This window comes from Candidatus Nitrosotalea sp. TS (assembly GCF_011319465.1).
Lineage (GTDB): Archaea > Thermoproteota > Nitrososphaeria > Nitrososphaerales > Nitrosopumilaceae > Nitrosotalea.
In genome coordinates, this window is record NZ_RCMB01000003.1 from 1 (window position 1) to 22,043 (window position 22,043).

General features: G+C 39.7%; 33 protein-coding genes. 23 read left to right on the forward strand and 10 right to left on the reverse strand.

From position 1 onward, the window contains the following. A partial coding sequence (locus DYY67_RS01530; protein ID WP_218584676.1) for a hypothetical protein occupies positions 1-325 on the forward strand: 325 nt, incomplete at its 5' end. 189 nt (positions 326-514) lie between these two features. On the opposite strand, the gene DYY67_RS01535 is transcribed toward DYY67_RS01530, so the two are convergent. Beyond that, a complete protein-coding gene (locus tag DYY67_RS01535; RefSeq protein WP_166390163.1) occupies positions 515-1,009 on the reverse strand; it encodes a cupredoxin domain-containing protein in 495 nt (164 codons plus the stop codon). Positions 1,010-1,132: 123 nt separating this feature from the next. Here DYY67_RS01535 and DYY67_RS01540 point away from each other — a divergent pair, with 123 nt between their 5' ends. The 3 genes from DYY67_RS01540 to DYY67_RS01550 all read left to right on the forward strand — a co-directional run bounded on the left by DYY67_RS01540 (position 1,133) and on the right by DYY67_RS01550 (position 3,659). Further along, the gene (locus DYY67_RS01540) at positions 1,133-1,492 is read left to right on the forward strand and encodes a large conductance mechanosensitive channel protein MscL (RefSeq protein ID WP_255492644.1); all 360 of its coding nucleotides are present in this window, start codon (positions 1,133-1,135) and stop codon (positions 1,490-1,492) included. 149 nt (positions 1,493-1,641) lie between these two features. Next, positions 1,642-2,874: a cation:proton antiporter domain-containing protein gene (locus DYY67_RS01545; protein WP_166390165.1), complete on the forward strand. Its 1,233-nt coding sequence runs from the start codon at positions 1,642-1,644 to the stop codon at positions 2,872-2,874. 35 nt (positions 2,875-2,909) lie between these two features. Further along, positions 2,910-3,659, forward strand: coding sequence for a hypothetical protein (locus DYY67_RS01550; protein ID WP_166390167.1), 750 nt, complete (start codon positions 2,910-2,912; stop codon positions 3,657-3,659). A 381-nt stretch (positions 3,660-4,040) separates the two neighbouring features. Here DYY67_RS01550 and DYY67_RS01555 read toward each other — a convergent pair whose 3' ends face one another. Continuing rightward, entirely contained in the window at positions 4,041-4,562 is a 522-nt protein-coding gene (locus DYY67_RS01555) for a hypothetical protein (protein WP_166390169.1), read from the reverse strand. A gap of 139 nt (positions 4,563-4,701) precedes the next feature. Further along, a complete protein-coding gene (locus DYY67_RS01560; RefSeq protein ID WP_166390171.1) occupies positions 4,702-4,911 on the reverse strand; it encodes a hypothetical protein in 210 nt (69 codons plus the stop codon). A gap of 140 nt (positions 4,912-5,051) precedes the next feature. On the opposite strand from DYY67_RS01560, the gene DYY67_RS01565 reads away from it, so the two are divergent. The 6 genes from DYY67_RS01565 to DYY67_RS01590 all read left to right on the forward strand — a co-directional run bounded on the left by DYY67_RS01565 (position 5,052) and on the right by DYY67_RS01590 (position 6,974). Next, on the forward strand, positions 5,052-5,267 hold the full coding sequence (locus tag DYY67_RS01565) for a hypothetical protein (protein WP_166390173.1): 216 nt from the start codon (positions 5,052-5,054) through the stop codon (positions 5,265-5,267). A 43-nt stretch (positions 5,268-5,310) separates the two neighbouring features. Continuing rightward, positions 5,311-5,556, forward strand: coding sequence for a hypothetical protein (locus tag DYY67_RS01570; RefSeq protein ID WP_166390175.1), 246 nt, complete (start codon positions 5,311-5,313; stop codon positions 5,554-5,556). Between the two features lie 167 nt (positions 5,557-5,723). Further along, the gene (locus tag DYY67_RS01575; protein ID WP_166390177.1) at positions 5,724-5,969 is read left to right on the forward strand and encodes a hypothetical protein; all 246 of its coding nucleotides are present in this window, start codon (positions 5,724-5,726) and stop codon (positions 5,967-5,969) included. A gap of 46 nt (positions 5,970-6,015) precedes the next feature. Continuing rightward, the gene (locus DYY67_RS01580) at positions 6,016-6,381 is read left to right on the forward strand and encodes a hypothetical protein (protein ID WP_166390179.1); all 366 of its coding nucleotides are present in this window, start codon (positions 6,016-6,018) and stop codon (positions 6,379-6,381) included. Positions 6,382-6,394: 13 nt separating this feature from the next. Next, positions 6,395-6,643: a hypothetical protein gene (locus DYY67_RS01585; RefSeq protein ID WP_166390181.1), complete on the forward strand. Its 249-nt coding sequence runs from the start codon at positions 6,395-6,397 to the stop codon at positions 6,641-6,643. A 16-nt stretch (positions 6,644-6,659) separates the two neighbouring features. Then, positions 6,660-6,974 (forward strand): ABC transporter permease, encoded by a 315-nt coding sequence (locus DYY67_RS01590; protein ID WP_320415909.1) that lies wholly within the window; start codon positions 6,660-6,662, stop codon positions 6,972-6,974. A gap of 93 nt (positions 6,975-7,067) precedes the next feature. On the opposite strand, the gene DYY67_RS01595 is transcribed toward DYY67_RS01590, so the two are convergent. Together DYY67_RS01595 and DYY67_RS01600 are read right to left on the reverse strand one after the other, a co-directional pair. Then, on the reverse strand, positions 7,068-7,286 hold the full coding sequence (locus tag DYY67_RS01595) for a hypothetical protein (protein ID WP_166390186.1): 219 nt from the start codon (positions 7,284-7,286) through the stop codon (positions 7,068-7,070). Next, positions 7,283-7,441: a hypothetical protein gene (locus DYY67_RS01600; protein WP_166390188.1), complete on the reverse strand. Its 159-nt coding sequence runs from the start codon at positions 7,439-7,441 to the stop codon at positions 7,283-7,285. The genes DYY67_RS01595 and DYY67_RS01600 overlap by 4 nt, the downstream gene beginning before the upstream one ends. A 276-nt stretch (positions 7,442-7,717) precedes the next feature. Between DYY67_RS01600 and DYY67_RS01605 the strand changes: the two genes are divergently transcribed. After that, entirely contained in the window at positions 7,718-8,929 is a 1,212-nt protein-coding gene (locus DYY67_RS01605; protein ID WP_166390190.1) for a PQQ-dependent sugar dehydrogenase, read from the forward strand. A gap of 63 nt (positions 8,930-8,992) precedes the next feature. Here the strand turns inward: DYY67_RS01605 and DYY67_RS01610 are convergent, their stop codons facing one another. Further along, positions 8,993-10,135, reverse strand: coding sequence for a glycosyltransferase (locus DYY67_RS01610; RefSeq protein WP_166390233.1), 1,143 nt, complete (start codon positions 10,133-10,135; stop codon positions 8,993-8,995). Positions 10,136-10,352: 217 nt separating this feature from the next. Here DYY67_RS01610 and DYY67_RS01615 point away from each other — a divergent pair, with 217 nt between their 5' ends. Both DYY67_RS01615 and DYY67_RS01620 read left to right on the forward strand, forming a co-directional pair. Beyond that, positions 10,353-10,769 (forward strand): DoxX family protein, encoded by a 417-nt coding sequence (locus tag DYY67_RS01615; RefSeq protein WP_166390192.1) that lies wholly within the window; start codon positions 10,353-10,355, stop codon positions 10,767-10,769. Between the two features lie 354 nt (positions 10,770-11,123). Further along, positions 11,124-12,293 (forward strand): hypothetical protein, encoded by a 1,170-nt coding sequence (locus DYY67_RS01620; RefSeq protein ID WP_218584677.1) that lies wholly within the window; start codon positions 11,124-11,126, stop codon positions 12,291-12,293. 56 nt (positions 12,294-12,349) lie between these two features. Here the strand turns inward: DYY67_RS01620 and DYY67_RS01625 are convergent, their stop codons facing one another. Beyond that, the gene (locus DYY67_RS01625) at positions 12,350-12,499 is read right to left on the reverse strand and encodes a hypothetical protein (protein ID WP_166390196.1); all 150 of its coding nucleotides are present in this window, start codon (positions 12,497-12,499) and stop codon (positions 12,350-12,352) included. Between the two features lie 116 nt (positions 12,500-12,615). Here DYY67_RS01625 and DYY67_RS01630 point away from each other — a divergent pair, with 116 nt between their 5' ends. The 6 genes from DYY67_RS01630 (at position 12,616) to DYY67_RS01655 (ending at position 16,898) form a co-directional block, all read left to right on the forward strand. Further along, the gene (locus tag DYY67_RS01630; RefSeq protein WP_255492645.1) at positions 12,616-13,059 is read left to right on the forward strand and encodes a GNAT family N-acetyltransferase; all 444 of its coding nucleotides are present in this window, start codon (positions 12,616-12,618) and stop codon (positions 13,057-13,059) included. A gap of 141 nt (positions 13,060-13,200) precedes the next feature. Then, positions 13,201-14,067, forward strand: a complete 867-nt coding sequence (locus tag DYY67_RS01635; protein ID WP_166390198.1) for a pentapeptide repeat-containing protein — start codon at positions 13,201-13,203, stop codon at positions 14,065-14,067. Positions 14,068-14,223: 156 nt separating this feature from the next. Next, positions 14,224-14,799: a multicopper oxidase domain-containing protein gene (locus tag DYY67_RS01640; RefSeq protein ID WP_218584678.1), complete on the forward strand. Its 576-nt coding sequence runs from the start codon at positions 14,224-14,226 to the stop codon at positions 14,797-14,799. Positions 14,800-14,811: 12 nt separating this feature from the next. Beyond that, positions 14,812-15,417, forward strand: a complete 606-nt coding sequence (locus DYY67_RS01645; RefSeq protein WP_166390202.1) for a multicopper oxidase domain-containing protein — start codon at positions 14,812-14,814, stop codon at positions 15,415-15,417. Beyond that, positions 15,395-15,754, forward strand: coding sequence for a hypothetical protein (locus tag DYY67_RS01650; protein WP_166390204.1), 360 nt, complete (start codon positions 15,395-15,397; stop codon positions 15,752-15,754). The genes DYY67_RS01645 and DYY67_RS01650 overlap by 23 nt, the downstream gene beginning before the upstream one ends. Positions 15,755-16,052: 298 nt before the next feature. Next, positions 16,053-16,898, forward strand: coding sequence for a ZIP family metal transporter (locus DYY67_RS01655; protein WP_168711815.1), 846 nt, complete (start codon positions 16,053-16,055; stop codon positions 16,896-16,898). 78 nt (positions 16,899-16,976) lie between these two features. Here the strand turns inward: DYY67_RS01655 and DYY67_RS10415 are convergent, their stop codons facing one another. After that, positions 16,977-17,183: a hypothetical protein gene (locus tag DYY67_RS10415; RefSeq protein WP_255492649.1), complete on the reverse strand. Its 207-nt coding sequence runs from the start codon at positions 17,181-17,183 to the stop codon at positions 16,977-16,979. Positions 17,184-17,195: 12 nt separating this feature from the next. Then, a complete protein-coding gene (locus DYY67_RS10420; protein ID WP_255492650.1) occupies positions 17,196-17,378 on the reverse strand; it encodes a hypothetical protein in 183 nt (60 codons plus the stop codon). 1 nt (position 17,379) lies between these two features. Between DYY67_RS10420 and DYY67_RS10425 the strand changes: the two genes are divergently transcribed. From DYY67_RS10425 to DYY67_RS01670, 3 genes are all read left to right on the forward strand, one after another. After that, positions 17,380-17,976: a hypothetical protein gene (locus tag DYY67_RS10425; RefSeq protein WP_255492651.1), complete on the forward strand. Its 597-nt coding sequence runs from the start codon at positions 17,380-17,382 to the stop codon at positions 17,974-17,976. A 276-nt stretch (positions 17,977-18,252) separates the two neighbouring features. After that, on the forward strand, positions 18,253-18,612 hold the full coding sequence (locus DYY67_RS01665; RefSeq protein ID WP_166390208.1) for a hypothetical protein: 360 nt from the start codon (positions 18,253-18,255) through the stop codon (positions 18,610-18,612). A gap of 217 nt (positions 18,613-18,829) precedes the next feature. Next, positions 18,830-20,035 carry an AAA family ATPase gene (locus DYY67_RS01670; protein ID WP_166390211.1) on the forward strand — a complete coding sequence of 402 codons (1,206 nt, stop codon included), beginning with the start codon at positions 18,830-18,832 and terminating at the stop codon, positions 20,033-20,035. A gap of 43 nt (positions 20,036-20,078) precedes the next feature. Here the strand turns inward: DYY67_RS01670 and DYY67_RS01675 are convergent, their stop codons facing one another. Then, the gene (locus DYY67_RS01675; protein WP_166390213.1) at positions 20,079-20,696 is read right to left on the reverse strand and encodes a hypothetical protein; all 618 of its coding nucleotides are present in this window, start codon (positions 20,694-20,696) and stop codon (positions 20,079-20,081) included. Between the two features lie 163 nt (positions 20,697-20,859). On the opposite strand from DYY67_RS01675, the gene DYY67_RS11405 reads away from it, so the two are divergent. Beyond that, the gene (locus tag DYY67_RS11405) at positions 20,860-21,945 is read left to right on the forward strand and encodes a PEFG-CTERM sorting domain-containing protein (protein ID WP_166390215.1); all 1,086 of its coding nucleotides are present in this window, start codon (positions 20,860-20,862) and stop codon (positions 21,943-21,945) included. Positions 21,946-22,043 lie beyond the last annotated feature (98 nt).

Sequence of the window (22,043 nt, forward strand, 5' to 3'; positions counted from 1 at the left end):
ATCAAATAATTTTATTGCGACACTCTGTGTTAGTGCAACATCATGTCCTGGTGATCTACGATCTTCTTCTGGAGTGGTGGATACAGCTACGAGCACATATGTTTTGGCCACGCAACTGTTCAGCGGTTGCAGTCCAAACAGCAATGGAACAGGTATTGCATCTGGAACATGTATCAATTCACAACAAACAGTCGTATTTTCAAATAACATCAGCCAGCCGCTAAACATTATAGGCCTTGCACTGTTTGGAGGAAGCACTGGCAAAACTGCTGCAACAGGTTCAGGTCCACTTGTGATAGCAGAAGCACCTGTCGCCTGCTGTTAAACTAAACCCGGGAGATACTATCCAGGTTACATGGCAGATTACAATCTAGATCAAATTACTCATGTCATTTCATTTTGAAAATGCAGCATAAACTAGAACAAAATAAATTCTTTTTCAGGTTCTTCAACTGTATGTTCTCTGGACTGGCATCATCATCTATTATGGGTGTAAGTTTTGTAGTATTCCAGTCTAAAACTTTGCTCTAGTTACTGCAACTACGCCAACGATAGACACCAAAACAACAAATCCGGCCAAATTGCCAAATTCTGGAACTGCATATGACGTACCTGTAGAAGGTCCAACAATGACCTCGCCTACCATCCACTTTGTATCTTTTGCAAAATATCTGTAATCGCCAGAGTTTTGGAAAGTAAAGGAATATGTCGTTGCAGGTGCAATTGTGCCGCTGTCAAACAAAATTCCTGTCTGGCTTCCATACGGTAAACCATCTGTCAACTCGTGAGCCATGTTGTCGCCATTTCTCCAAGTTACAGTATCTCCGGGAGAAATATTCACTATGCTTGGGCTAAAGCAGGTGATTGGCCCAGAGACACAACTCTGCCCAGACCCAGAACCTGACATGATGGTTACCTGGGTTGTTGCCGCAAAGGCTGAAGGTATTGCTGCAGCAACTCCAAAGACTAGGACAAGTGTCAAGAAAAGATACATGTTATCGTATTTCATTTTAGATATATGTAAAACACATCTGGACTATATGACTTTGACTGCAAAAACATGCAGCGCAAAGAATCCAGTCCCTGCAAGCAAAAACGAGAATAAATTTGACCAACACCAAGTTATAGAATAATGTCGCATGATATCGACATGGCAGAAAACGCTGATGCAAAAAAGTCATTTATCAAGGAATTCATGGAGTTTTTGCAAAAGTTTTCCATAATCGGTCTTGCAATAGCATTTGTAATAGGGCAAGCCGCATCCAAACTAGTCACTGCATTTGTAACTGACATCATAACTCCACTCATAGGTCTTCTCACGCCAAACGTCGGAGACCTCAATAAAGCCGGCCTGACTGTGGGAACTTCTACATTTTCATACGGAGACCTTATCTCAAATGTGATAAATTTTCTAGTTATCGCGCTTGTTGTGTTTTTGGCATACAAACAGCTCTCAAAATTTGGCCTGATGAAGGATCCAGTAAAGGGCTAACACTGGAAACACCAGATTAAGATCTAATCGGGTAATGGAATAAAACTGAAGCACAAACTATTGCAGTAAATAAAAAAATCCTAGCTGAATTATAATAAAAAAAGCTTGATATTATTATAACTTGATGAAAAAGATCAAGTGAGTATTTTTTGATAAATGAAATTCTTTTCTTTTCAATTGTAGCGGGTATAATTTTTCTGGGATTTGGTGGCGAGATCTTTTTTAAAAGAACAGGGATCTCTTACTATCTTTTCTTGATACTGATTGGTATAATACTTGGACCGATCCTCAACATCTTCCCAAGGACCCCGCTGATACCAGTTCTTGGAATCTTTGCCTCATTTACACTGATAATGATTCTGTTTTACAGCGGAATGGACATGAAAATCAGGGAGGTAATACGCGGTAGTCCAAGAACTGTATTGCAGGTCACAATCTATGTCATATCAAGCATATTCATAATCGGACTGGCACTGCACTTTATACTAAAGTGGGAGCTAATCCAGTCCCTCATATTTGGCTCAATGGTAGGAGGCGAGACTGCATCAGTTGTCGTGATACCACTCTCAAGATCTCTGAGGCTTGGTCAGGGTACCATCACATTTCTTACGCTTGAATCAATTTTGAATTCAATTTACACAATCGTGTTCTATTCTGCATTTTTAGGTATGTACAAGACAGGCGGAACAAATTGGATAGCGCCAATTGTAACAATAGGGATGAATTTCACAATAGGAATAACACTTGGAGTAATTCTTTCCATTGTATGGATGTTTACATTAAAGTTCTTTCGGGATTTCAAATACACATACGTACTGACACTGGGACTGGTCTTGATAACATATGCCGTAACAGAGGAGCTGCATGGAAGCGGCCTTGTAGCGGTATTGATTTTTGGCTTGTTCCTTGGAAGCTCAAAGACCGTATTGTCGCGCCTAAGGCAAAAGTTTGATGTTGCAGAATTAAATGCCCAGTTTCACAAATTCCAAGGTGAAATATCTTTTCTCATGGAAACGTTTTTCTTTGTTTTCCTAGGTTTGGTATTTGTAATAGAACCATCAAAAATATTATCAAATCTTGTTCTAGGGGTGGTCATACTTGGAATCTTGCTAATGTTCAGATTTGTTGCAACAAAAATATCTACAAGAAACTCTGAGCTGTATGCAGGACAGGCGCATGATATTTTTGATATGTGCGCAGGGTGTAGTGCCTGCCACGTTATCGATTGCGGCGCTGGGAGAAGGACTGCCGCTTGCAAATACGTTTGTGGGATTGGCAGTATATGTAATCATTCTGACAAATGTTGTAACCACAATTGGCTTGATGTTAGTTACACGAAGAAATCGCAAGGCAGAAAATTACAATTAGTTGCTAAATTTTGATCTATGCATAAATATCGCAAAAAGAAAAGGACACAATGACTAGAATATTATCTGCGGCAACTATCTCCTGCCTATTAGTACTGTCTGTGATTACAACAAGTGGAATTTTGGGAAATGGTTCTGTGGCAAATGCGTTCTCTATAAGAGATGACAAACCGCATTTTGGTCCAAATACTCACTTTGACAAGAGAAATGTCGGCACGTGTCCTGCCCAAAATTTTCTCACAGCACCTAATGTCAAGGGAGCAAAAACAATTCTTGACATTACTTATCTTGCGCAAAATGATGAAGATTCTGGAATAGGAGCTTACTGGGCGCTTGATCGTATACATGAACACCTAACAGTCTGGCAATTCCCAAATGGAACATTCTATGCAGTAAAACAATATGATGGAATATTTATCACACCGCAAGGTGCAACAGATCCTGCAGGTACCACAACACAAACCGAATCCTCATTTGGTACTATGGTGGGTGGTTACACAGCTACATTTACGGGCTCGTTCACGCCAGGAACTCAACCAGTACGTGGTAACATTGGAACATTCAACTATGGGGGAACTGCAAGCGACGTGCTTCTAAATTCATATGGTACACAGAAAGGTGATACGACACCATATGATTTCATGACAGCATACTTTACCAATGTAGGCAACAGTTTCAACCAACCGCATTGGGGATGGGCATACAAACTAGATCCAATGTTTGAGTCTTCCACCTCTGCAAACCAGTGGTGTAACTATAACACTCCAGACGGCGGAAATTCTGGCAACATAAAAACATAGACCAGAAAACCCTTTCTTTTATTTTTGTAACTTTTGAAAAATTAAAGACTAGCGGTAATTTTGTAGCAAAAAAACACTAAAAATGATAACGCTTGAGGTATGTGGTATGGTAAACTACAACAAGGTGCCACCAGACCTTTTTTATTCAGTAAAGAGATCACTGACAAAAGATTTCATACTATCACAATATCCGTCATACCATGACTCCATGCTGGATTCGTTTGAAATGGTATCAATTGATGGAAAAATAGCAGTATACTATTACAAGGACGGCAAGCTTGAGATACAAGGCAGCGATAAAAATCCAACATTTCGTCGAGTCATAAAGCGGGTTAACAGTCCTGATATCGAAGAAAGATTACATCTAGTTTTTATAATTTTTTATTCTGTCTTCTTGTCTTTTCTATCATGCATTCCTGTCTGTTTCTTTTTGTTTGAGATCATCTTGCTTAGGCTCGCATACAGTACAATGAATGCCATCTGAAAGTATTCTATCTGCGGTATGCTCTTGATTCCTGTGGGTGGAGGTCCCCTTGGGAAGTTGTCTCCTGTGATATTGCCATGGAATCCTTGTGTCATGTTGCCTGGCGGCATGCCTACTGGTACGTGACCTCCAGCGCCTCCTAGTAAATTATGTGTGTGGGTCGCAAACCATATTATTGAAAATACTGCAGTTCCAACAATTCCTATGATCTGCCATACCCTGCCCCATCGTCTTATGACAGGAACTGCCCAAAAGACTTGCAGCACTCCTCCGACCAAAAAGAGTATTCCTTCTCCGATTTCGTGTGATAGTGCCATCGGTGCCATTTGCAGGTGAATTATTCCAGCAGCTACCGTTAGACCAGCTGCTACAAAAGAGAGTAACAGCATTTTCTTGTCTGCTAGAATAGATTGGCTCATCTTCAAAAAAAGAATCCTGAACTGGTGTTATAATTCATTAGACAAATGTCTATTGCAAAAAATGATCTAGAAAAAACACAAACTAAATTTTTGTTCAAAGTGTTCATGATGTCACCAATTGATCATTTTTCTAAGCTGATCAGGTGTTGCACTCATGATCTCTTTTTTGTCCATGTCGTCTGTCAAGTCTTCGCTTGATGATGACAATGCTCATGCCATTTGGTATCTCTTTTCTTGATTCCAAAAAACGCAGGTATCTCTGTTTTTCTTCTTCTGTGCAAAATACTACCGTATAGTTGCTAGAAACCCATACTTCCTCAAATGATTCTTCGTCAGATGATATCATCATGTCGCCAGTTCTACGCTTGTTAATCTATAAAGAATTACTACCCTTTGTTCAGGAACAATGTGCACTAACACCGTTAAACAATCGTTTTATTTTCAAACAGGGAATTATAGGCATGGCACAAAGACTGGGGATTGCAGACATTGACATACTCTCTAATCGCAATCATAGTGGGAGACGGGGTCAGTCCTGGCATGAGAAACAATCCTCACGAAAACCCGCATCTGTCATTTATGATGAATGTGCTGTTCATGATACTATGCAGGAAAATACCGTCTGGTGACCCAGCAAGTTACTGCAGGATCAATCTCTTGATTAAGACCCGCGAGAATTTATTGCACTCAAGTGTTAAAATCTAGATGCCGCAATTTTTTAAATGATGGTTGCGTTATATGTAATTGGATGAAAACACTGGGTGCAACACTTGTTGTTGTGGGGCTCTTGTTGTTGGTGCTAGGATATGGTTCATACTCAAATATTGCCTGTCATTGTCCTGCCCAGATATCAGGAAAACCATTTAACTGTCACTGCAATGAAAACCAAGTACAAACCGTAGGTCACGCCATGGTATACTCTGGAATGGCTGTAGTTGGCAGCGGCATAGCCATCTTTGTATCAGGATGGAGAAAAAAAATAATCTTCAACTAGAATCTGGACAACAAAAATCCTAAAGTCTTACAGTAAATCAATTCATGAAGTGCTTGCAATATATTGCTAAAAAACTGAAATCTTTTGACATGTTTCGATAACTGTACTATCAAGTTTAATTGTGATCCTACACTTCAAAGAACGGGGTAGGGTAAGGAGATCAAGCCATGCAAATACAAGATGTCTTTTCTCTGTCCTTTGACGCACTAATTGACAGAAAGGTAAGAACAGTTCTGACTGTGATGATGGTGGTTCTTGGCAGCAGTCTGGTTGTTGTATTAAATGGACTCAGTGCAGGGCAAGCAGAGTTTCTGGAACAACAGTTTAACACACTTGCAGCAAATCTCCTCTTTGCTCAGCTCAGGTCCAGCACTCGTATCATTCTGGCTCGTCTAGTGCCTCGCTTATCATAAATGATGTCGTAGTAAATCAGAATCAAGTCACTTCCGTTTGTCGAAGATGTCATACCAAAGTACAGTCGGCTCTGTAGAGATGGATACGGAAGGAAACATACACAACATGTTACAGTTGGTGGCAATGGACCTTGACAAAATTACAGGTAAAGGTACCAAACTTGCAATATGTAGATGGCTCATCTGTAAATCCGATCTGATCGCTGCAGCCGTAATTGTTGGTGATACTGTGGCAAATCCTCCTGGAGCAACAACACCTTTTGTGACTCTGGGCCAAACAGTAAAACTGACCTACACATATGCAGATCCAACTGGAAAGCAGGAACAAGAAGTAAAGAATTTCATTGTCAGGGCAATTGTCAAGCCTACAGGAGACACGTATACTGACAATTCCAATTTTCATCAACCCTGATGCGGCAAATCAATTGTTGCTCAAGTCAAACAAGTATGATTCATTGTATGTGATGGCAACATCCCCTGATTACGTTGATACGATACAACAAGAGATAACAACACTTTATGGCACAACTCTTGGACTTAATACTCCAAAAGCAATCATGGCAATACGGGAACAGGCAGCGAGTGGAAATAACGCGTTTATTCTGATGGTTGGAATAATTGCGTTAGTGGTACGGAGCTGTTGGAATTGTCACCACGCTGTACAATTCGGTTAATGAAAGGATAAAGGAGATTGGAACAATGAAGGCAATAGGTGCACAAAACACGACCATTCTTTCGCTCTTTTTGGTTGAGGCAGCTTTGATTGGAGTGATAGGGGCAAGCATTGGTATTGCAATAGGAATGGGTGCAGGATATCTTCTTAGCATGGTTATGACCATTCCGTCTCCTACTGGAGGCGCGTCTACGCATATTCCGCCTATATTTCTGCCAGAGGATCTGATCAAGGTTTGGATATTGTCGTTAACACTGAGCATAATGGCGGGGATATACCCTGCATGGAAAGCGTCACGGCTATCCCCCATGGTTGCATTGCGAAGAGATTAGAATAATACTTGATAAAGAAAATGTTTTTCCCGTATGTAATTGATTGCAAAAATTTGATTTAATATTAAAAAGATAATGTGTAATAAAAAACAGTTAGCTCTGTTCGTTTTCTATCGCAACAATTTCCTTTTTGAAAATTGCAACTTGTACAAGATCTTTGAATGTTCTGTCAGCTGCAGTTAGATTGTAATAAAATTCTTGTAGCTGTTTGTCGTCCATGCTTGCCTTGTCTGGCATCTGGTCCATCGGAATGAGAATTTTGCCAATATGTGCCCACATCTCTTCAAGTGTTGGTTTTCTTTGCTCTGTCATGGTTTTCTGGACCTTTGGTACTGGCTTATGAGCAAATCTAAAAACATGCTGTTGTCAAGTGACTTGTCTTTTTTCTTTGCTTCTCTAACAGCTCTTTTGAATTGGTCATAGGATTCGTTTTTTACGGTGATTGTTTTGTATTCTTTTCTTGGCATAGATGTATATAGTACGGTACGTTGATAAACCATTGGTAGAAACGTTATGGAAATATTTTGTACCGTTCACCTATTTATGGAAATAAAGTACATTTCAAAAACTAAATTCCATCTGTATGGCAATCCCTTTACATGTAACTCCTGATCGGCATTTTTTGATAAAAAACAAAAAAGTGGTAAAAAATAACATAGTACACTAACCTTAGATACTTGGCTGCTTTTAGTTCTGATTGTAAAATATTGAAAATATGCCTCATGATTTTTTTGATGCCGTTGATGTTTGCCATTCCTGCATATGCCGATCCTTCAATAAAAGACAGTGATCTTATCGTACAAAAATATGTGTCAGGAATATGCTGTGGTCCTGTAACGATGGCATTTGATGGAAATGACATTTTCATACTGGAAAAAATTTCAGGTGAGGTCCACGTAATACGAAATGGAATCTTTCAAGGAACCACAGTGTTAAAAGAAAATGTTACAACTGATGATGATCAAGGCATGCTTGGAATAGACGTAGCAGGCAACAAAGTCTATCTGTATTTTACAGAATCTTCTTACCGCGGTGGTCCGATACTTGGAAACCGTGTTTACAGCTACGACTGGAATGGACAAAACCTAGTGAATAAAACTCTTGTAAAGATGATGCCAAGCTTTGAAAATTATCACATTGGTGGAATAATGACAACTGACCTGAATGGTTCCACTTATCTCATAGTGGGTGACAATGGCAGGGCTGAAGAAGGAAAAGGAGGGGTACTTGAGAATAACGCTACTGGTGCACCCGACGATACTGGAGTGATCGTACGTCTTGTTCCGCCAGGACCATATTATGCAATAGGGATACGAAACAGTTTTGGTCTTACAGTAGATCCTGTGACGGGAAGACTATGGGATACAGAAAATGGCCCAGACCATGGAGATGAAGTCAACATGGTGCAGCCAAACTTTAACAGTGGATGGGGCATAGTTGCAGGGCAAGCAAATGTAACCCAATTGGCAGAGATGCCGCATTATCAAAATTATGCCTATCATGATCCACAATTTACATGGGATAAGCCAGTCGCACCTACTGGAATAGCTTTTGTCGACTCTGATAAATTTCCAAACTATCACAATAGTGTACTTGTTGGTGATTGTAATAATGGAAACCTGTACAAGTTTGAATTAAACCCGAATAGAGACGGTTTTGTATTCCAGTCTGATCAACTAAAAGATAAGATTGTAAATGCTGGAGACTCGATGGATGAAATAGTGTTTGGTGCTGGCTTTGGATGTCTGACTGACGTCAAGGTGGGGCCAGACGGTTTTATCTATATTGTATCTTATTCTGATGGTACCATATACCGAATAATGCCAAAACAGTATGCTGAATCATCGCTCTCTGAAAGTCTACAGTATCTTGCATATGTTGTACCAGTTGCAGCTGGAATTACCTTGTTTGCGCTATATCGCACAAGATCCAAGAAAAAATCTATTGTCAAATAGAAAATCTTTTGGTATCATATTACAGCAAAACAAGAATTGTAACAAAAGATATGATGTAAGGTACTAGCTCCATATTTTTTCCTTAAACGTCCATCTCTTGTTGAGTATAAAGTTACCAATTGAAGCGATTGCAACCGACACAAACAACGACAGGGTGTAGCTTACATGCTCTGTTCCTACAAGTACATAGACCATTCCAAGTTGAAATATTGCTCCCACTCCACTGAACGCCAAAAATGAACCATACTGGACAAGTGTTCTCTTTATACTGGTATCTCTGTCTTCAAATGTCCATATCTTATTGAGTATGAAATTCGATGTCATTGAAAACATGATTCCAATCATTGTTGCATAGATGTACCACAAGTTTGACAGTCCTGCTCCAAAGAGAAATGAAACGACATAGTTTACAAGCAGACCGGAAGCTCCAACGGTATAAAATCTTCCAGCTTTTGACAAGAAATGAACCGATGTTCTTCTCTCTCGTATTGACTTGCCATATCTGTACAGTTTCCACACCGATTTTACATAATCTGAAATTACAATTCTGTCTAGCTTACTGGCGCCCGCTGTTCTGTTTGTAAAATTATAAGGTATCTCTCTTACCCGCGCCTCCTTTGCCTTTACCAGTATTTCCAAAAGTATTTTGTATCCTATTGCATCAAACTTGATGTTTCTAATTATATGACGACGAAATGCAAAAAATCCAGACATTGGATCCTTTATTTTTATTCCAAGACTTCGTTGTGCTATTTTCGTTGCCCCTTTGCTAATCAATTTGCGTTTGAAGGGCCATCCAGTTATGGAACCGCCTTCCACATATCTTGATGCTACAACAATATCGCAATCAGATCTTTTCAGTTCTTCTATCATCTTTGTTATGGTTTCTGGGGGATGAGAAAAATCACTATCCATCACAACTACAGACTCACCACTTGATGCCCTTATGCCTGCAAGTATTGCAGAGCTTAGACCCTTTGCATCTCTGCGATTTATTATCTTGATTTCACACCCTCCGTTGTCTCTTGATTTTCTTGCATATTCCTCTGCTATTTTCCATGTGCCGTCTGGAGAATTATCATCCACTACAATGATCTCAGCATTTGTTTCTAGAGGAAGACATGATGAGACAATATCTAGCATTTTTGTAATGTTCTGGGATTCATTGTATGTTGGAATTATGACCGAAAGAGATTTTGAGCGAATGGAAATCTCGGTTTTTGTTAACGACGTACCTATATCACTTCTGTTCCTTTTCGAGCCGCATGCCTATTAAAATTTTGAGTCTAATAATCTGCGCTCATATATTTACTGACTGGTATAGTCGCGTTGTAAATGTCTGTCAAAAACATTCATGACAAATCACTTTGATTTTTTCTCAAGCTTGACAAAAGTATAATTGATGTCAAATCGAAAACAATGCATGGCTGATGCAACTCTTAGAACTCATGTGCTACATGATCTGAGTCACTTTGGATTGAGAATTGTAGTAGGAGTATTTTTCATGGTGCACAGCCAGCTAAAGTTTGGTAGTGGATTTGAAAAGTTTCTCTCCGGCATCGGCCTTCCTGCGGAGCTTGCGGTTCTTGTAGGTTTGCTCGAACTGATAGGAGGGGCACTTCTTATAGTGGGTGTGCTGTCTAGGATAGCAAGTAGCCTTATTGCAATTGATATGCTTGGAGCAATAATTTATGTAAAAAAATTAAAGACATTCTCAGGCAATGAAGGAATAGAACTTGAACTTTTGGCGTTTATCATTTTGTTGACAATTATAGTTTTGGGACCAGGCAGGATATCTATATCTCATATAGCAAAAAAGATTCCAAGGTTTCTGCAATAGTTTTTTCAAACTGTATTTTTTGACGTAAATCTATTTGAGATTGCTGATATCATCACGTATTAAAAATGAATTTTTGGTATGTTTAGGTACCACACTAAAAATAACGAGGCTGTTTTTAACATGTATGATGAAGATTGTATCAAAGATAAAAATTGAAATTAGCATAAATTGGGTGCAGGTGTATTGAAGAACCAAGACGCAAATCCGCTTGAATTCTGTGATCTTTGCTTTCAGCGGGGAAAGCCAAATCTTTGTGAGACCTACAAGAACACATTTACGAAAATAAATTCAATACATTTCTCGCAGCAGACTAAATTGGATAGAATTCTCAATAAATTACAAGTAACACCAAGAATGGCTGATAGGCGTTGGACCTGTACGACAGATGCCTCTACACGAAAGGAATTTCTTGACTCATTATGGGGAATGGGAATCTCTGTTCATACATTAGATGATCATGTCAAGGTGTTGATGAGGTTATACAAGCCAGAAATTCGAAAGTTGGGCGTACTTGACACTGTGGAAATCTCGGCCATGGATACATGGGAAGAATTTGACCCTAAAACAAGAACTTGGGTTCAAGTAAAAATTAGCAGTAAAAAAGAAAAATCCACAGCCAAAGTCAATCTTGGAAATATCTTAAAGTGTACTGGGATTGAGGGGGTAATCTATTATCGTATAAACAAGGATAGCAGTGGTTCCATAGCACTTGTACCAATGGAAAAACGTGCAGCGTACAACATAATATGTACTGTGGCAGAACCAACAATATCTCACTGGAAATCAGATGATTTGGGAAAACATGTTTTCATTGAACTCAAAGAGTTGTACAATATACCTGAAGAAATTTTTAGCTTTCTGAATAGGCTGGGCACAAAAGACAAAAGGGTTCCCGGCACCTTGATCTTTGAAAATGATGACATTGATCTTGTAAGAACAGCACTAAGCTGCATCAAGATAAATCTAGAAAAATCCTCTGAAACTGTAATCATTCCATCAAATGACAAATACGGTACTGTGATATTGATTGAAAAAATTACAAAAGAAAGACTGCAAGTTCTACTTGATATAGTACAAGAGATGGGGGGAACAATTGAAAGCAAAGAAGATCATATTGTAATTTCAGGAAAGCGTGGTTCAGTCAAACTCACTTTTGTAGATGATGACAAGAGTGTACAGGATGGAAATGCAATAAAGGTTTCAGTATCTGCACTTGAAGATCCATCTAGATTCTCTGAGATCCTGTCAATGGTAAAGAAGCGACTAGGACTTTTGGACATGCCGCTGGAGAGTGCAATCAGCAAACACTGGACAATACTGACAGACGCTGATCTGCAATATGTTGTTCAATCTGCAATATCTTGGTATAGTTCCAATCCGGTTCTTGCTGTGAATATAATCAGTGAAAACAACAAGTCTGGCAAGGTAAAGGAGTGGCACGCAAAAATAAAAGAAGGAAAAATTCGCTCAAGCTTGGATACGATAACGCTCGGAAAGATAATAAAAAGAATGGAACCTACCTGAACATCATATTGTTTTCCGTAATGAATTAAAAATTACGCTTTATGCTAGATTTGTAATCAGTTTTCCCAATACCATTTTTGCCTAAAACCGCTATGTTTTTGGGGATGTGCTGCCTTGAAGTGCCTCTCAAGCCTTACGGGGTCGTCAAACTCCATTTTGCACTCCTTACATCTGAATCTTTTCTGCTCGTCTTTGGTATCTGTCATTGTTCCTTATTATCTAGAACAATCTGAATTTAATGCATTGTGTAACTGTGTTACTTGATGATAACCTAATGGTTGCGTGACAAGAGATTTAGCATGTTCACCCCTTAAGAAAAGGGTTGAAAAAAACTCGTAAGGCAAGGTATGGGACAAAAATACGTGATACCATGAGAATTTCATATGACATCAATAGCAATGTAAAATCATCAGAACTTGCAGCCTTGTTTAAAAATTCTGGCATTAGACGTCCTACCAATATGGGAAGAATAGGTAAAATGATAACAAATTCCAACTTGATCATCTCTGCAAGGAAAAATGGAAAACTTGTGGGCATACTCAGGGCATTGAGTGATTTTAGTTATGCGTGTTATGTGTCAGACCTTGCAGTTGACAGAAAATATCAGGACAAAGGAATCGGAAAGGAACTTGTAAAACTTGTACGCAAGGCTCTGGGAGGGAATGTCATGATACTGTTGTTGTCATCCAAAGAGGCTGATGCGTTTTATCCTCATGTTGGATTTGAAAAGGCAGAAAACGCATGGCGACTACCACGAAAAAAATGATTAATTGTTTTAATGTCGCAAAAAATTATTTTACGTGATATCTCTATTGTGATTGTATTCTATATTGATAGAATCAATATTTGTTTTCACAAATTATATTTATTCGACAAATTAAATATGTGTCAGAATTAGGTGCGCCTAATGAAAAGTTTGTTACTTGTTTTGTTAATTACGATCTCAATCTCTGTGATCCCACTGTCAATTTCAAGAAATCTGGCATATGCAGATAGCAATAGCACCGTTTCTATGTCGTGGTTAAAAGATAACGCAGAGCTATGGGTTGAGGGAAAGATAAGTGATCAACAATATCTAGCAGGAATAAGCCTGATTATCAAAAACGGACTTTTACCGCCTTGGACAACACCGAATTTGACTACTGTACATTCATCTCAAAATATGACTCACCAATCATCCATATCGCATCCCAAATCAAAAAATTGTAATGATCTAAACTTTCCACGAGTGGACTGGTCTGGCTGTGACCATTCAAACGCATATCTGAGTCATGCTAATCTTAACAATGCAAACCTTCAGGGAACAAATCTTTCCCATGCCGATTTATTGAAAGCTGATTTTAACACTGCAAACCTGCGTGGTGCCAATCTTAACTATGCTGAAATGACAAATATTGATCTTCCCTACGCAGATCTTAGCGGCGCGAGCTTAATTGGTTCCGACGCACCATTTGTAGACTTTCACTTTGCAAACTTTACTGATGCAAACCTCACAAACGGAAACTTTCATGATAGTTCTTTTTCATGGGCGTATCTTAGAGGGACAATCTTCAAGCATGCTAATCTTGATCACGCCGAGCTGTACCAAGTAGACCTTTCTGGTGCAGACTTGAGCAATGCAGACCTTTCAAATGCAAGACTCGATGAATCAAATCTAACAAACGCAAATCTACATGATGCAAACCTACACAGTACAGATCTTGGGGGTGCTATTTTGACTGGTGCAGATCTGAGCTGCCAGAATAATCCCATTTGCATACAAGGCGGAAAATAGATTGGTCAGCTCCATCATGACATTAGCGCCTTCGGCAATCATGGGTCGTACATTGGTATCTGTCTTAAACCGGGAGCAGTCCATGTTGAAATCTTTGTCGGCTTTATGCTTGGCTGGCTTGTAAACTTGGTGTAAGATTGTGAGGGAATTAACTTTATGATTTCTAGAACCACTGCAATGTTTTGCGTTATCGTTACATTGACGTCTGCATTAACGGGTGTCCTTGTTTACCACTTTACTGAAAACCAAAATCAAAACTCCAATCAAATAACAATGGTAACACAGCCTGCTACGCCTTCCAAGTTTCAGGGTGTTACTCGTACTTACTATATTGCTGCAGACGAAGTAAAATGGAATTATGCTCCCTCTGGCATGAATCTGATTACTGGAAAACCTCTTGCAGCTGATCCGGCCACTGCTCTTTATACACAAAATGGAAAAGACAGGATTGGCAGCGTATATCTGAAATGTCTTTATCAAGGGTATACTGATGGCACATTTTCTACTCTGCAACCTAGGACTACCAAATGGGAACATCTTGGCATACTGGGACCTGTGATTCATGCAGAAGTTGGTGATACAATACAGGTAGTGTTCAAGAACAATTGCCGTATTCCTGTAAGTATGCATCCTCATGGTGTTTTGTATGATAAATCTTCAGAAGGCGCACCCTATGATGATGGAGTGCCAGATTCTAAAAAACTGGGAGATGCGTGTACCTCCAGGCGGTAATTTCACTTACGTATGGAACGTTCCAGAAAGAGCAGGCCCTGGCCTGATGATCCAAGCTCAATATTATGGATGTATCACTCTCATGTTGATGAGGTAGGAGATCCAAATGCTGGACTTGTCGGACCAATCATAATAACAAGACATGGAGAAGCAAATCCTGATGGCACTCCAAAGGGTGTAGACCAAGAATTTGTTACGCTATTTACAATATTCAATGAGACTCAAAGTCCATACTTCCCATATAATCTCCAGACATTTGCAGGAGAAAACATGTCGCAGGCAGACGAGAGTGATCCTAACTTTTGGGAAAGCAACTTAAAGTATTCAATAAATGGTTACATATTTGGAAATCTTCCAGGCTTGACAATGAAGGAGAATACACACGTACGTTGGTATGTGGCCGGCATGGGAGGTGAAAGCGATATTCACGCACCACACTGGCATGGAAATACGTTATTGATGAACGATATGAGAACAGACATGGTAGAACTTCTCCCAATGAGCATGAAGGTGCTAGACATGTATCCTGACAACGTTGGCACTTGGCTCTTCCACTGCCATGTGTATGATCATATCAGATGGTGGAATGTTGGCAATGTATACTGTAGAGAAAAATAATGATACCCGAGGTACAAATCAATCAAGCAACGAAAATCTGAAAATAGGATTATCAACCAATCCAGAAAATCCAATCGCCGGGCAACCAACGCAGCTCAATGTTTCCTTCATAGATAATCAAACCAATTCAATAGAGGAACATGTTGATTACAAAGTTACAATCATGAAAGGCGAGACCCAAGTCTTCACAACTCCGCTTCTTCATGCTGCTGATGGTTCTATTATCGTGCCGTATCAGTTTCAAGACTCAGGATCTTACAATGTGATGGTAGAGGTGGATGGAATCTGGTTTATGCCAATTTCGGACACGGCTCAATTTACTGTCAATGTTGGATGATTCAATAGAAAACAACTGTTAATGATTTTTTTCAGGTATTTCTGGTATTTGTACGACAGCATTCAATGAAATATTGCCCATCTTGTTAGAAAAACAGATCCAAAAATCTGCTTGTAAACCTAGTAGAGTCACGATATTCTAAGTTATTAGAATCAATATTTGTTTTGAAATCAAATTCACTATAAAGTTAAATGACTGTTAAAATTAGGTTGTCCTAATGAGATGCATAAAACGCAATTTCATAATAAAAGACGCCAATTTTGCGGCACGATTCTATCTGTGTGGGTGATAACAAATCATGGAATATTCTCAACTTCTAATACTTGGAGCAATAGCCGGTTTCACTATCTTTTTGGGCTTGCCACTTGCCGTAATGAAGAGTCTGAGTGCAACCAAGAAAGGATTTCTTAACGCTATTGCGCTTGGAATTCTGGTATTTCTCATAATTGACGTGTTCAGTCATGGTTATGAGACTGCGTCTGATGCTGCAACTGCGGCATTTGCGGGAAAAGGGCCACTTGGAGATGCAATAGTTGACCTTTTGGCACTCTTTGGAGGTATTGCGATTGGATTGCTTGGGCTCACGTTGTATGAACACAAGACCATGACAAAAAATACTCCCGACATACTCTCACTTGAAAATATCCGAGCTGGAGATGATCATCTAAAAAGAGTATTCAATGATACAAACGCATACCGACTTGCAATGATGATTGCGGTGGGTATAGGAGCCCACAATTTTAGTGAAGGGCTAGCTATAGGTCAGTCATATGCTGCAGGTGAGATTGGCTTGGCAATTCTTCTGATAATTGGATTTGGAGCACACAACACCACCGAGGGGTTTGGAATTGCAGGACCACTTACAGGAGTCTTGAAAAAACCTACTGCGAAATTTTTACTTGTGGCAGGCCTTGTCGGAGGGGGCCCTACATTTCTTGGAACTGTTCTGGGAAGTCTAGTATTTTCAAATATTGCATACATACTATTCCTGTCAATTGCAGGAGGCGCACTGATATATGTAACAATGCTGATGTATCATTCTGGAAGAAAACAGGCCACAAACAATGTACTTATGGCTGGAATTTTTGTTGGAGTCTGCGCAGGTTTTGCTACTGACCTAATAGTAACATTGGGTGGGGCTTGACTGTTCGCTCGTGTCATTCTTTCTGTAAAATCTAAAATTCTTCACATGCAAGTTGTCAAGGTTCTACAATGAATCATATTATCTCAAAACTCCTTTCAAGGAGCAGATGTGTGAAAATAGCCCTATGACTCCAGATAAACTGAATGTCAGCGGTAAATCAAATGTGCGAAATTCAGCAATTCCACTTTTACTTGTGTTTTGCATCCTGGGTTCGTCTCTTTTAGGTGGATTTGCCACTATCCTGCCTGCAATGGCAGATAGCAGTATCATATTTACTGACAGCAATAGCACTTCAGTTCAAAGCAGCACGGATTCTACATCTGTTACTGTATCATCAAATCGGTCCACCGCAAATCCTGGTTCATCTGTAACGTTTACTGCCACTGTTAGTGACACTTCAAGCTCTCCCACCACCCCTACTGGGACAGTATCCTGGAGTGATAATAATGCCAGGGGAACATTTAGTCCATCATCATGCATATTGGCATCGGGTGGTTGTACCACGTCATATACTATCGCCACCAACTCTCCTTCTACGGTTACAATAACTGCAAGCTATGGAGGAGATTCTATTCATACCACAAGTAGTGGCTCATCAACTTTGACGATAAATCACCTCAATCCTACAAGCACAACTATAACACCAAATTCTGCTGTATTACCTTCCAACAGAACATTAACTTTTACAGTTCAAACAAGTGATACATCAAGCTCACCTACTACACTTTCAGGCACTGTTTCATTTAATGACAATAACAATGGCGGCACGTTCAATCCAGTCTCTTGCACATTGCCATCTGCGACATGTGTAACAACGTACACTTCTCCGGCAAATCCTCTAAATGTAATTACAATTAATGCTACTTACTCTGGTGATAGTACTCATTCAAGCAGCTCAGCTATATCGCAAATATCTACATCGCCAGTATCGACAAATAAAACCGATGCAACAACCACCTCCGTTACATCAAGTTCTACGACATTTACTCCGGGAAGTTCAATTATGGTAACAGCATCTGTTACTGACACTTCAAACCCGTCTTCTTCCATGATTGGCATCAATATCGTGGAGCGATAATGGTGCAGGAGGAATTTTTAGTCCAAATGTGTGTATACTTTCAAATAATAAATGTACTCTAACGTATACTCCGCCTACTAGCATATCTGGAGGAATAACAATAACTGCTACCTATGCTGGAGATTCTACTCATTCAGGAAGTTCTGGTACCTCATCATTATCCATATCGTCATCCGCTCAATCTTCTACACAATCTCCAGCGCCATCAACCCCATCTACACCATCAACTCTCCACAACAATCTTCTACACCGTCTACTGAACAGACAACTCCACCTGTGCCATCTCAATCATCAGTTCCCTCTTCGTCTTCTACTGCATCTACAACTCCCTCAACTACATCTGCACCATCAACTCAATCTTCTCCATCTACGCCATCATCTCCTCGATCTTCGTCTTCTACTGCATCTACAACTCCATCTGTCACGTCATCCACTCCATCCGTATCTTCAGCCAGATCTCCAGCATCATCTCCTTCCACATCAACATCATCAAGTGAATCAAGTAATACTGCTTCATCAAGCTCAAACCCGCAACAAACTAGTTCAGCCGCAGTGGTACGTCAAATAGTAAACGTGCCTGAAGAGATCTTCAGCAAGGCAATTTCTGTATTAGAGGGATTTTTTCATAAACTCTGAGAGATTGATAGTTAATCAGCACTAACGCTGCATTCTTTCAGACAACCCAACTGTCATCATACGTATTGCCCATAGTAATTTATTGCAACTGATTGCAGCTTGTATTTTTCTTGCGAATTATTTGTTGAACGTAGATTGAATGTAATTAATTTAACAAATAATCATACATACCTTCACATTTTATGATTTTGAGTCGTATGCATAGATTACTGTAGGTATGAGTGCTGTAGTAGAACTAGAAGCTATTGCCAGCAAGTATGCTGCAGAGGCAATAAGACAAGAGGAGACAGGCGCAAACGGTATGGCAGTTGCAAACTATCAAAGAGCTGTTGATGCATTACTTAAGATGATTCAACTTTTTCCTGAAAACCCAATAAACACTGTATACAAAGACCGTTGTAGCGTATACCAATCAAAGATAAACTCTCTACGTGGATACGATGAATCTACTCCAAACTCTGACGTTAGACCAAGATCTGACGCAAAGCCCACGCATGACATGAAGCCAGGATCTACTGCAAACGTACCTGTCCGTGGCGGTGAAATGGACAAGATGATACTCAAAGAAAAACCAAATGTTAGCTGGACCGAAGTAATAGGTCACGAAGATGCCAAAAGGGCACTGCGAGAATCAATAGTCTATCCTACTAGAAGACCAGACTTGTTTACTCTTGGTTGGCCGCGGGGAATCCTTCTCTACGGGCCTCCCGGATGTGGAAAAACTCTTCTTGCAGCTGCATCTGCAAGTGAGATACAAGGAGATTTCATAAATGTGGATGCAGCGTCGGTGATGAATAAATGGCTGGGAGAAGCGGAGAAAAATGTATCCAAGCTATTTACTATGGCGCGAGGATATGCATCAAAAACCAATCCTGTTATCATGCTTATAGACGAAGTTGACTCACTTCTTGGAGATACACAAAGTGAGAACGGCGGGGAAGTGAGAGTAAAAAACCAATTTCTAACAGAGATGGATGGAATCAACAGCAAAGGAAAGGACATTCAAATGTACGTGATGGCAGCAACCAACAAACCGTGGAACTTGGATTGGCCGTTTCTTAGGAGATTTACAAAGAGGATCTACATCCCACTTCCTTCTCTTGAAGCAAGGGAAAATCTGTTTTCTCTTTATATTTCAAAAATCAAAGGTGAAAACTCGATAGATCTGAAAAAGCTTTCTGCAGCTACCTCCGGGTACAGTGCAAGTGATATCAAAGATATCTGTCAGTCCACACAATTGCAAATCATTGACGAGTTTTTCGAAAAAATGGATTCGCAGAAAAAAGACATTGCTGGTGGATCTCAACCTAGAAACATAACCACAAAAGACTTTGAGGATGTTATTACAAGACGAAAGCCCAGTGTTAACGATGCCATGCTGGATAGATACACCAAGTGGACCAAGGAGTTTGGGGCACTGTAAGTATTGGATTGTTATCAAAAGACAATATAAAATACAAAATTACTCATAACTCTTTTTTATGCGACGACTTGGAAAATCCTTTTGAAAAATGTTTATTTTTTCCTGTATAGTCCATGACAAATTCCCTGTCTCTACTTTCTAGTTCCTCATATATTCCGCCTATGGCGTCACCTACCCGAAATGCAAATTGATCATTTTTTGTTGCAATGTGGTATATCGTCTGCTTTATTTTTTCTGAAAATGCACCAAAATGATATCCAAGATCATATGCCAGATCAAAGGCAAATACTGGATGCTCTTCTGCAAACTCCATGATTGGTTCAAGAGAGTTGGATGTTGCAAGTTTTCTTATGTGTCTTGAAAGGCCATGTCCCAGCCCTCCTGAAAAATATGGGCTCTTGTCTGCAAAATTCAATATCATTTTTTTGACTTCAAAGGAATTTTTTTTAAATTTCAGTCCAGCTCCGTGACCAAGTGCCCATGCAAAGATTTGGTTTTTTGATGAAAGTGTCATGATCTTGTTTCTTCCGGCCTCTGTGAGTTCATCAAGTTTGGAACCAAAGAATACTCCTATCTCATAGTCCACTTCTGGATCTATTCCCACATGTGCAGCCAGACTAGTTCCTGTCTTTTTCTTGGCAACACTGATTTTGTATGCCATTCTTTAAACGATCTAAGATCTTTCGTGGAGATAAATGGTAACCTAGGGGAAGAAACGGGACTAAAAAACTGATTCTGGACCCAAGTTTTGCCAATTGCAATTCATTCAGAAATTAATTAATTTTAATCAATTGCTTATATACAAGAAAACAGACTCGACCTTAGTGAAGATTAACGCTAAAGGGCTGTTATTACTTGGTATTTTGTTAAGTGCCGCTGGAGCAGCTCCTGCATTTGCCGCCTCTAATTCTACAGGTTCCAATTCTACTACGTCAAACTCCACCATGAACATGGGCTCAAACTCTACCATGACAAACTCAACAATGCACATGAGTTCCAATTCCACGGCATCCCATTCTGCCATGAATACGGGTTCTAGTTATACTTCTACTCCCAACTCACTTTCTCACCCGACTTACAATTATTCAATTCCTGCCAATCTGCCCCCTCCTTCCTACATGATAACAAATGAATCTGGCAATTCGGGTAAAATGGTAGGTTCGAGTCTGACTGCACCTGTAGTCACAATTACAACCGATAAATCGTCTTACAATGACGGTGACAAGATAATGATTTCAGGTGCTACAAAAGATTATCTCGGTGATACTCCTCTTACGCTTATTCTAAGAAATCCTGTTGGAAATATTGTGACAATTAATCAAATCCAAGTAGGAACCGATAAAACATTCTCAACCAGTCTAACAGCAGGTGGTGCATTGTGGCAAGCTGCTGGTGCATACTCTGCATATGTACAATATGGCGGGCCAGACAGGTCTGCGACAACAACATTCCAGTTCTCAGGTTCACACGTCTCTTCAGGAACCACCATTCCTGTAGATGGTACTAACATGACAGTAACATATAGCATCACAAATGGTAAGGTTCTTGATATCAAGGCTGACACCAATTCCAAGTCGCTAATTGTGTCAATCCAATCAAGTGGCGATGGCACATTGACAATTAACATGCCAAGAGCACTAATTGATGCAAAGAAGACTGACAACAGTGATGACCAGTTCTTTGTACTAAATGATGGTCAAGAAAACGACCAATTCCAAGAGACTAGCAATACTGCTACTGCAAGAACACTCCAAATCCCATTCACTGATGGAACATCACAAATAGAGATAATAGGTACATTCGTAGTTCCAGAATTTGGCGCAATAGCAGCCATGGTACTTGCAATTGCAATCGTATCAATAATTGCAATCTCGACCAAGACTGGGCTGAGATTTACACCCAGAGTGTAAATCAGTCCAAGAATTTTTAAAACAACTGTCCCTATATTTGCAAAATTAATAATCCACAAAAACGCATTTGATTATCTCTTTCATGACATGATTTTACC

Coding starts and splice junctions, on each gene's coding strand:
- DYY67_RS01535 (WP_166390163.1), bottom strand. CDS start 1,009: ATGAAATACGATAACATGTATCTTTTCTTGACACTTGTCCTAGTCTTT.
- DYY67_RS01540 (WP_255492644.1), top strand. CDS start 1,133: ATGTCGCATGATATCGACATGGCAGAAAACGCTGATGCAAAAAAGTCA.
- DYY67_RS01550 (WP_166390167.1), top strand. CDS start 2,910: ATGACTAGAATATTATCTGCGGCAACTATCTCCTGCCTATTAGTACTG.
- DYY67_RS01555 (WP_166390169.1), bottom strand. CDS start 4,562: ATGAGCCAATCTATTCTAGCAGACAAGAAAATGCTGTTACTCTCTTTT.
- DYY67_RS01560 (WP_166390171.1), bottom strand. CDS start 4,911: ATGATGATATCATCTGACGAAGAATCATTTGAGGAAGTATGGGTTTCT.
- DYY67_RS01570 (WP_166390175.1), top strand. CDS start 5,311: ATGAAAACACTGGGTGCAACACTTGTTGTTGTGGGGCTCTTGTTGTTG.
- DYY67_RS01575 (WP_166390177.1), top strand. CDS start 5,724: ATGCAAATACAAGATGTCTTTTCTCTGTCCTTTGACGCACTAATTGAC.
- DYY67_RS01580 (WP_166390179.1), top strand. CDS start 6,016: ATGTCATACCAAAGTACAGTCGGCTCTGTAGAGATGGATACGGAAGGA.
- DYY67_RS01595 (WP_166390186.1), bottom strand. CDS start 7,286: ATGACAGAGCAAAGAAAACCAACACTTGAAGAGATGTGGGCACATATT.
- DYY67_RS01600 (WP_166390188.1), bottom strand. CDS start 7,441: ATGCCAAGAAAAGAATACAAAACAATCACCGTAAAAAACGAATCCTAT.
- DYY67_RS01605 (WP_166390190.1), top strand. CDS start 7,718: ATGTTTGCCATTCCTGCATATGCCGATCCTTCAATAAAAGACAGTGAT.
- DYY67_RS01615 (WP_166390192.1), top strand. CDS start 10,353: ATGGCTGATGCAACTCTTAGAACTCATGTGCTACATGATCTGAGTCAC.
- DYY67_RS01620 (WP_218584677.1), top strand. CDS start 11,124: ATGGCTGATAGGCGTTGGACCTGTACGACAGATGCCTCTACACGAAAG.
- DYY67_RS01625 (WP_166390196.1), bottom strand. CDS start 12,499: ATGACAGATACCAAAGACGAGCAGAAAAGATTCAGATGTAAGGAGTGC.
- DYY67_RS01635 (WP_166390198.1), top strand. CDS start 13,201: ATGAAAAGTTTGTTACTTGTTTTGTTAATTACGATCTCAATCTCTGTG.
- DYY67_RS01640 (WP_218584678.1), top strand. CDS start 14,224: ATGATTTCTAGAACCACTGCAATGTTTTGCGTTATCGTTACATTGACG.
- DYY67_RS01645 (WP_166390202.1), top strand. CDS start 14,812: ATGGAACGTTCCAGAAAGAGCAGGCCCTGGCCTGATGATCCAAGCTCA.
- DYY67_RS01650 (WP_166390204.1), top strand. CDS start 15,395: ATGTATACTGTAGAGAAAAATAATGATACCCGAGGTACAAATCAATCA.
- DYY67_RS01655 (WP_168711815.1), top strand. CDS start 16,053: ATGGAATATTCTCAACTTCTAATACTTGGAGCAATAGCCGGTTTCACT.
- DYY67_RS10420 (WP_255492650.1), bottom strand. CDS start 17,378: ATGCATGATGATGGACTAAATGTTCCCCTGGCATTATTATCACTCCAG.
- DYY67_RS01670 (WP_166390211.1), top strand. CDS start 18,830: ATGAGTGCTGTAGTAGAACTAGAAGCTATTGCCAGCAAGTATGCTGCA.
- DYY67_RS01675 (WP_166390213.1), bottom strand. CDS start 20,696: ATGGCATACAAAATCAGTGTTGCCAAGAAAAAGACAGGAACTAGTCTG.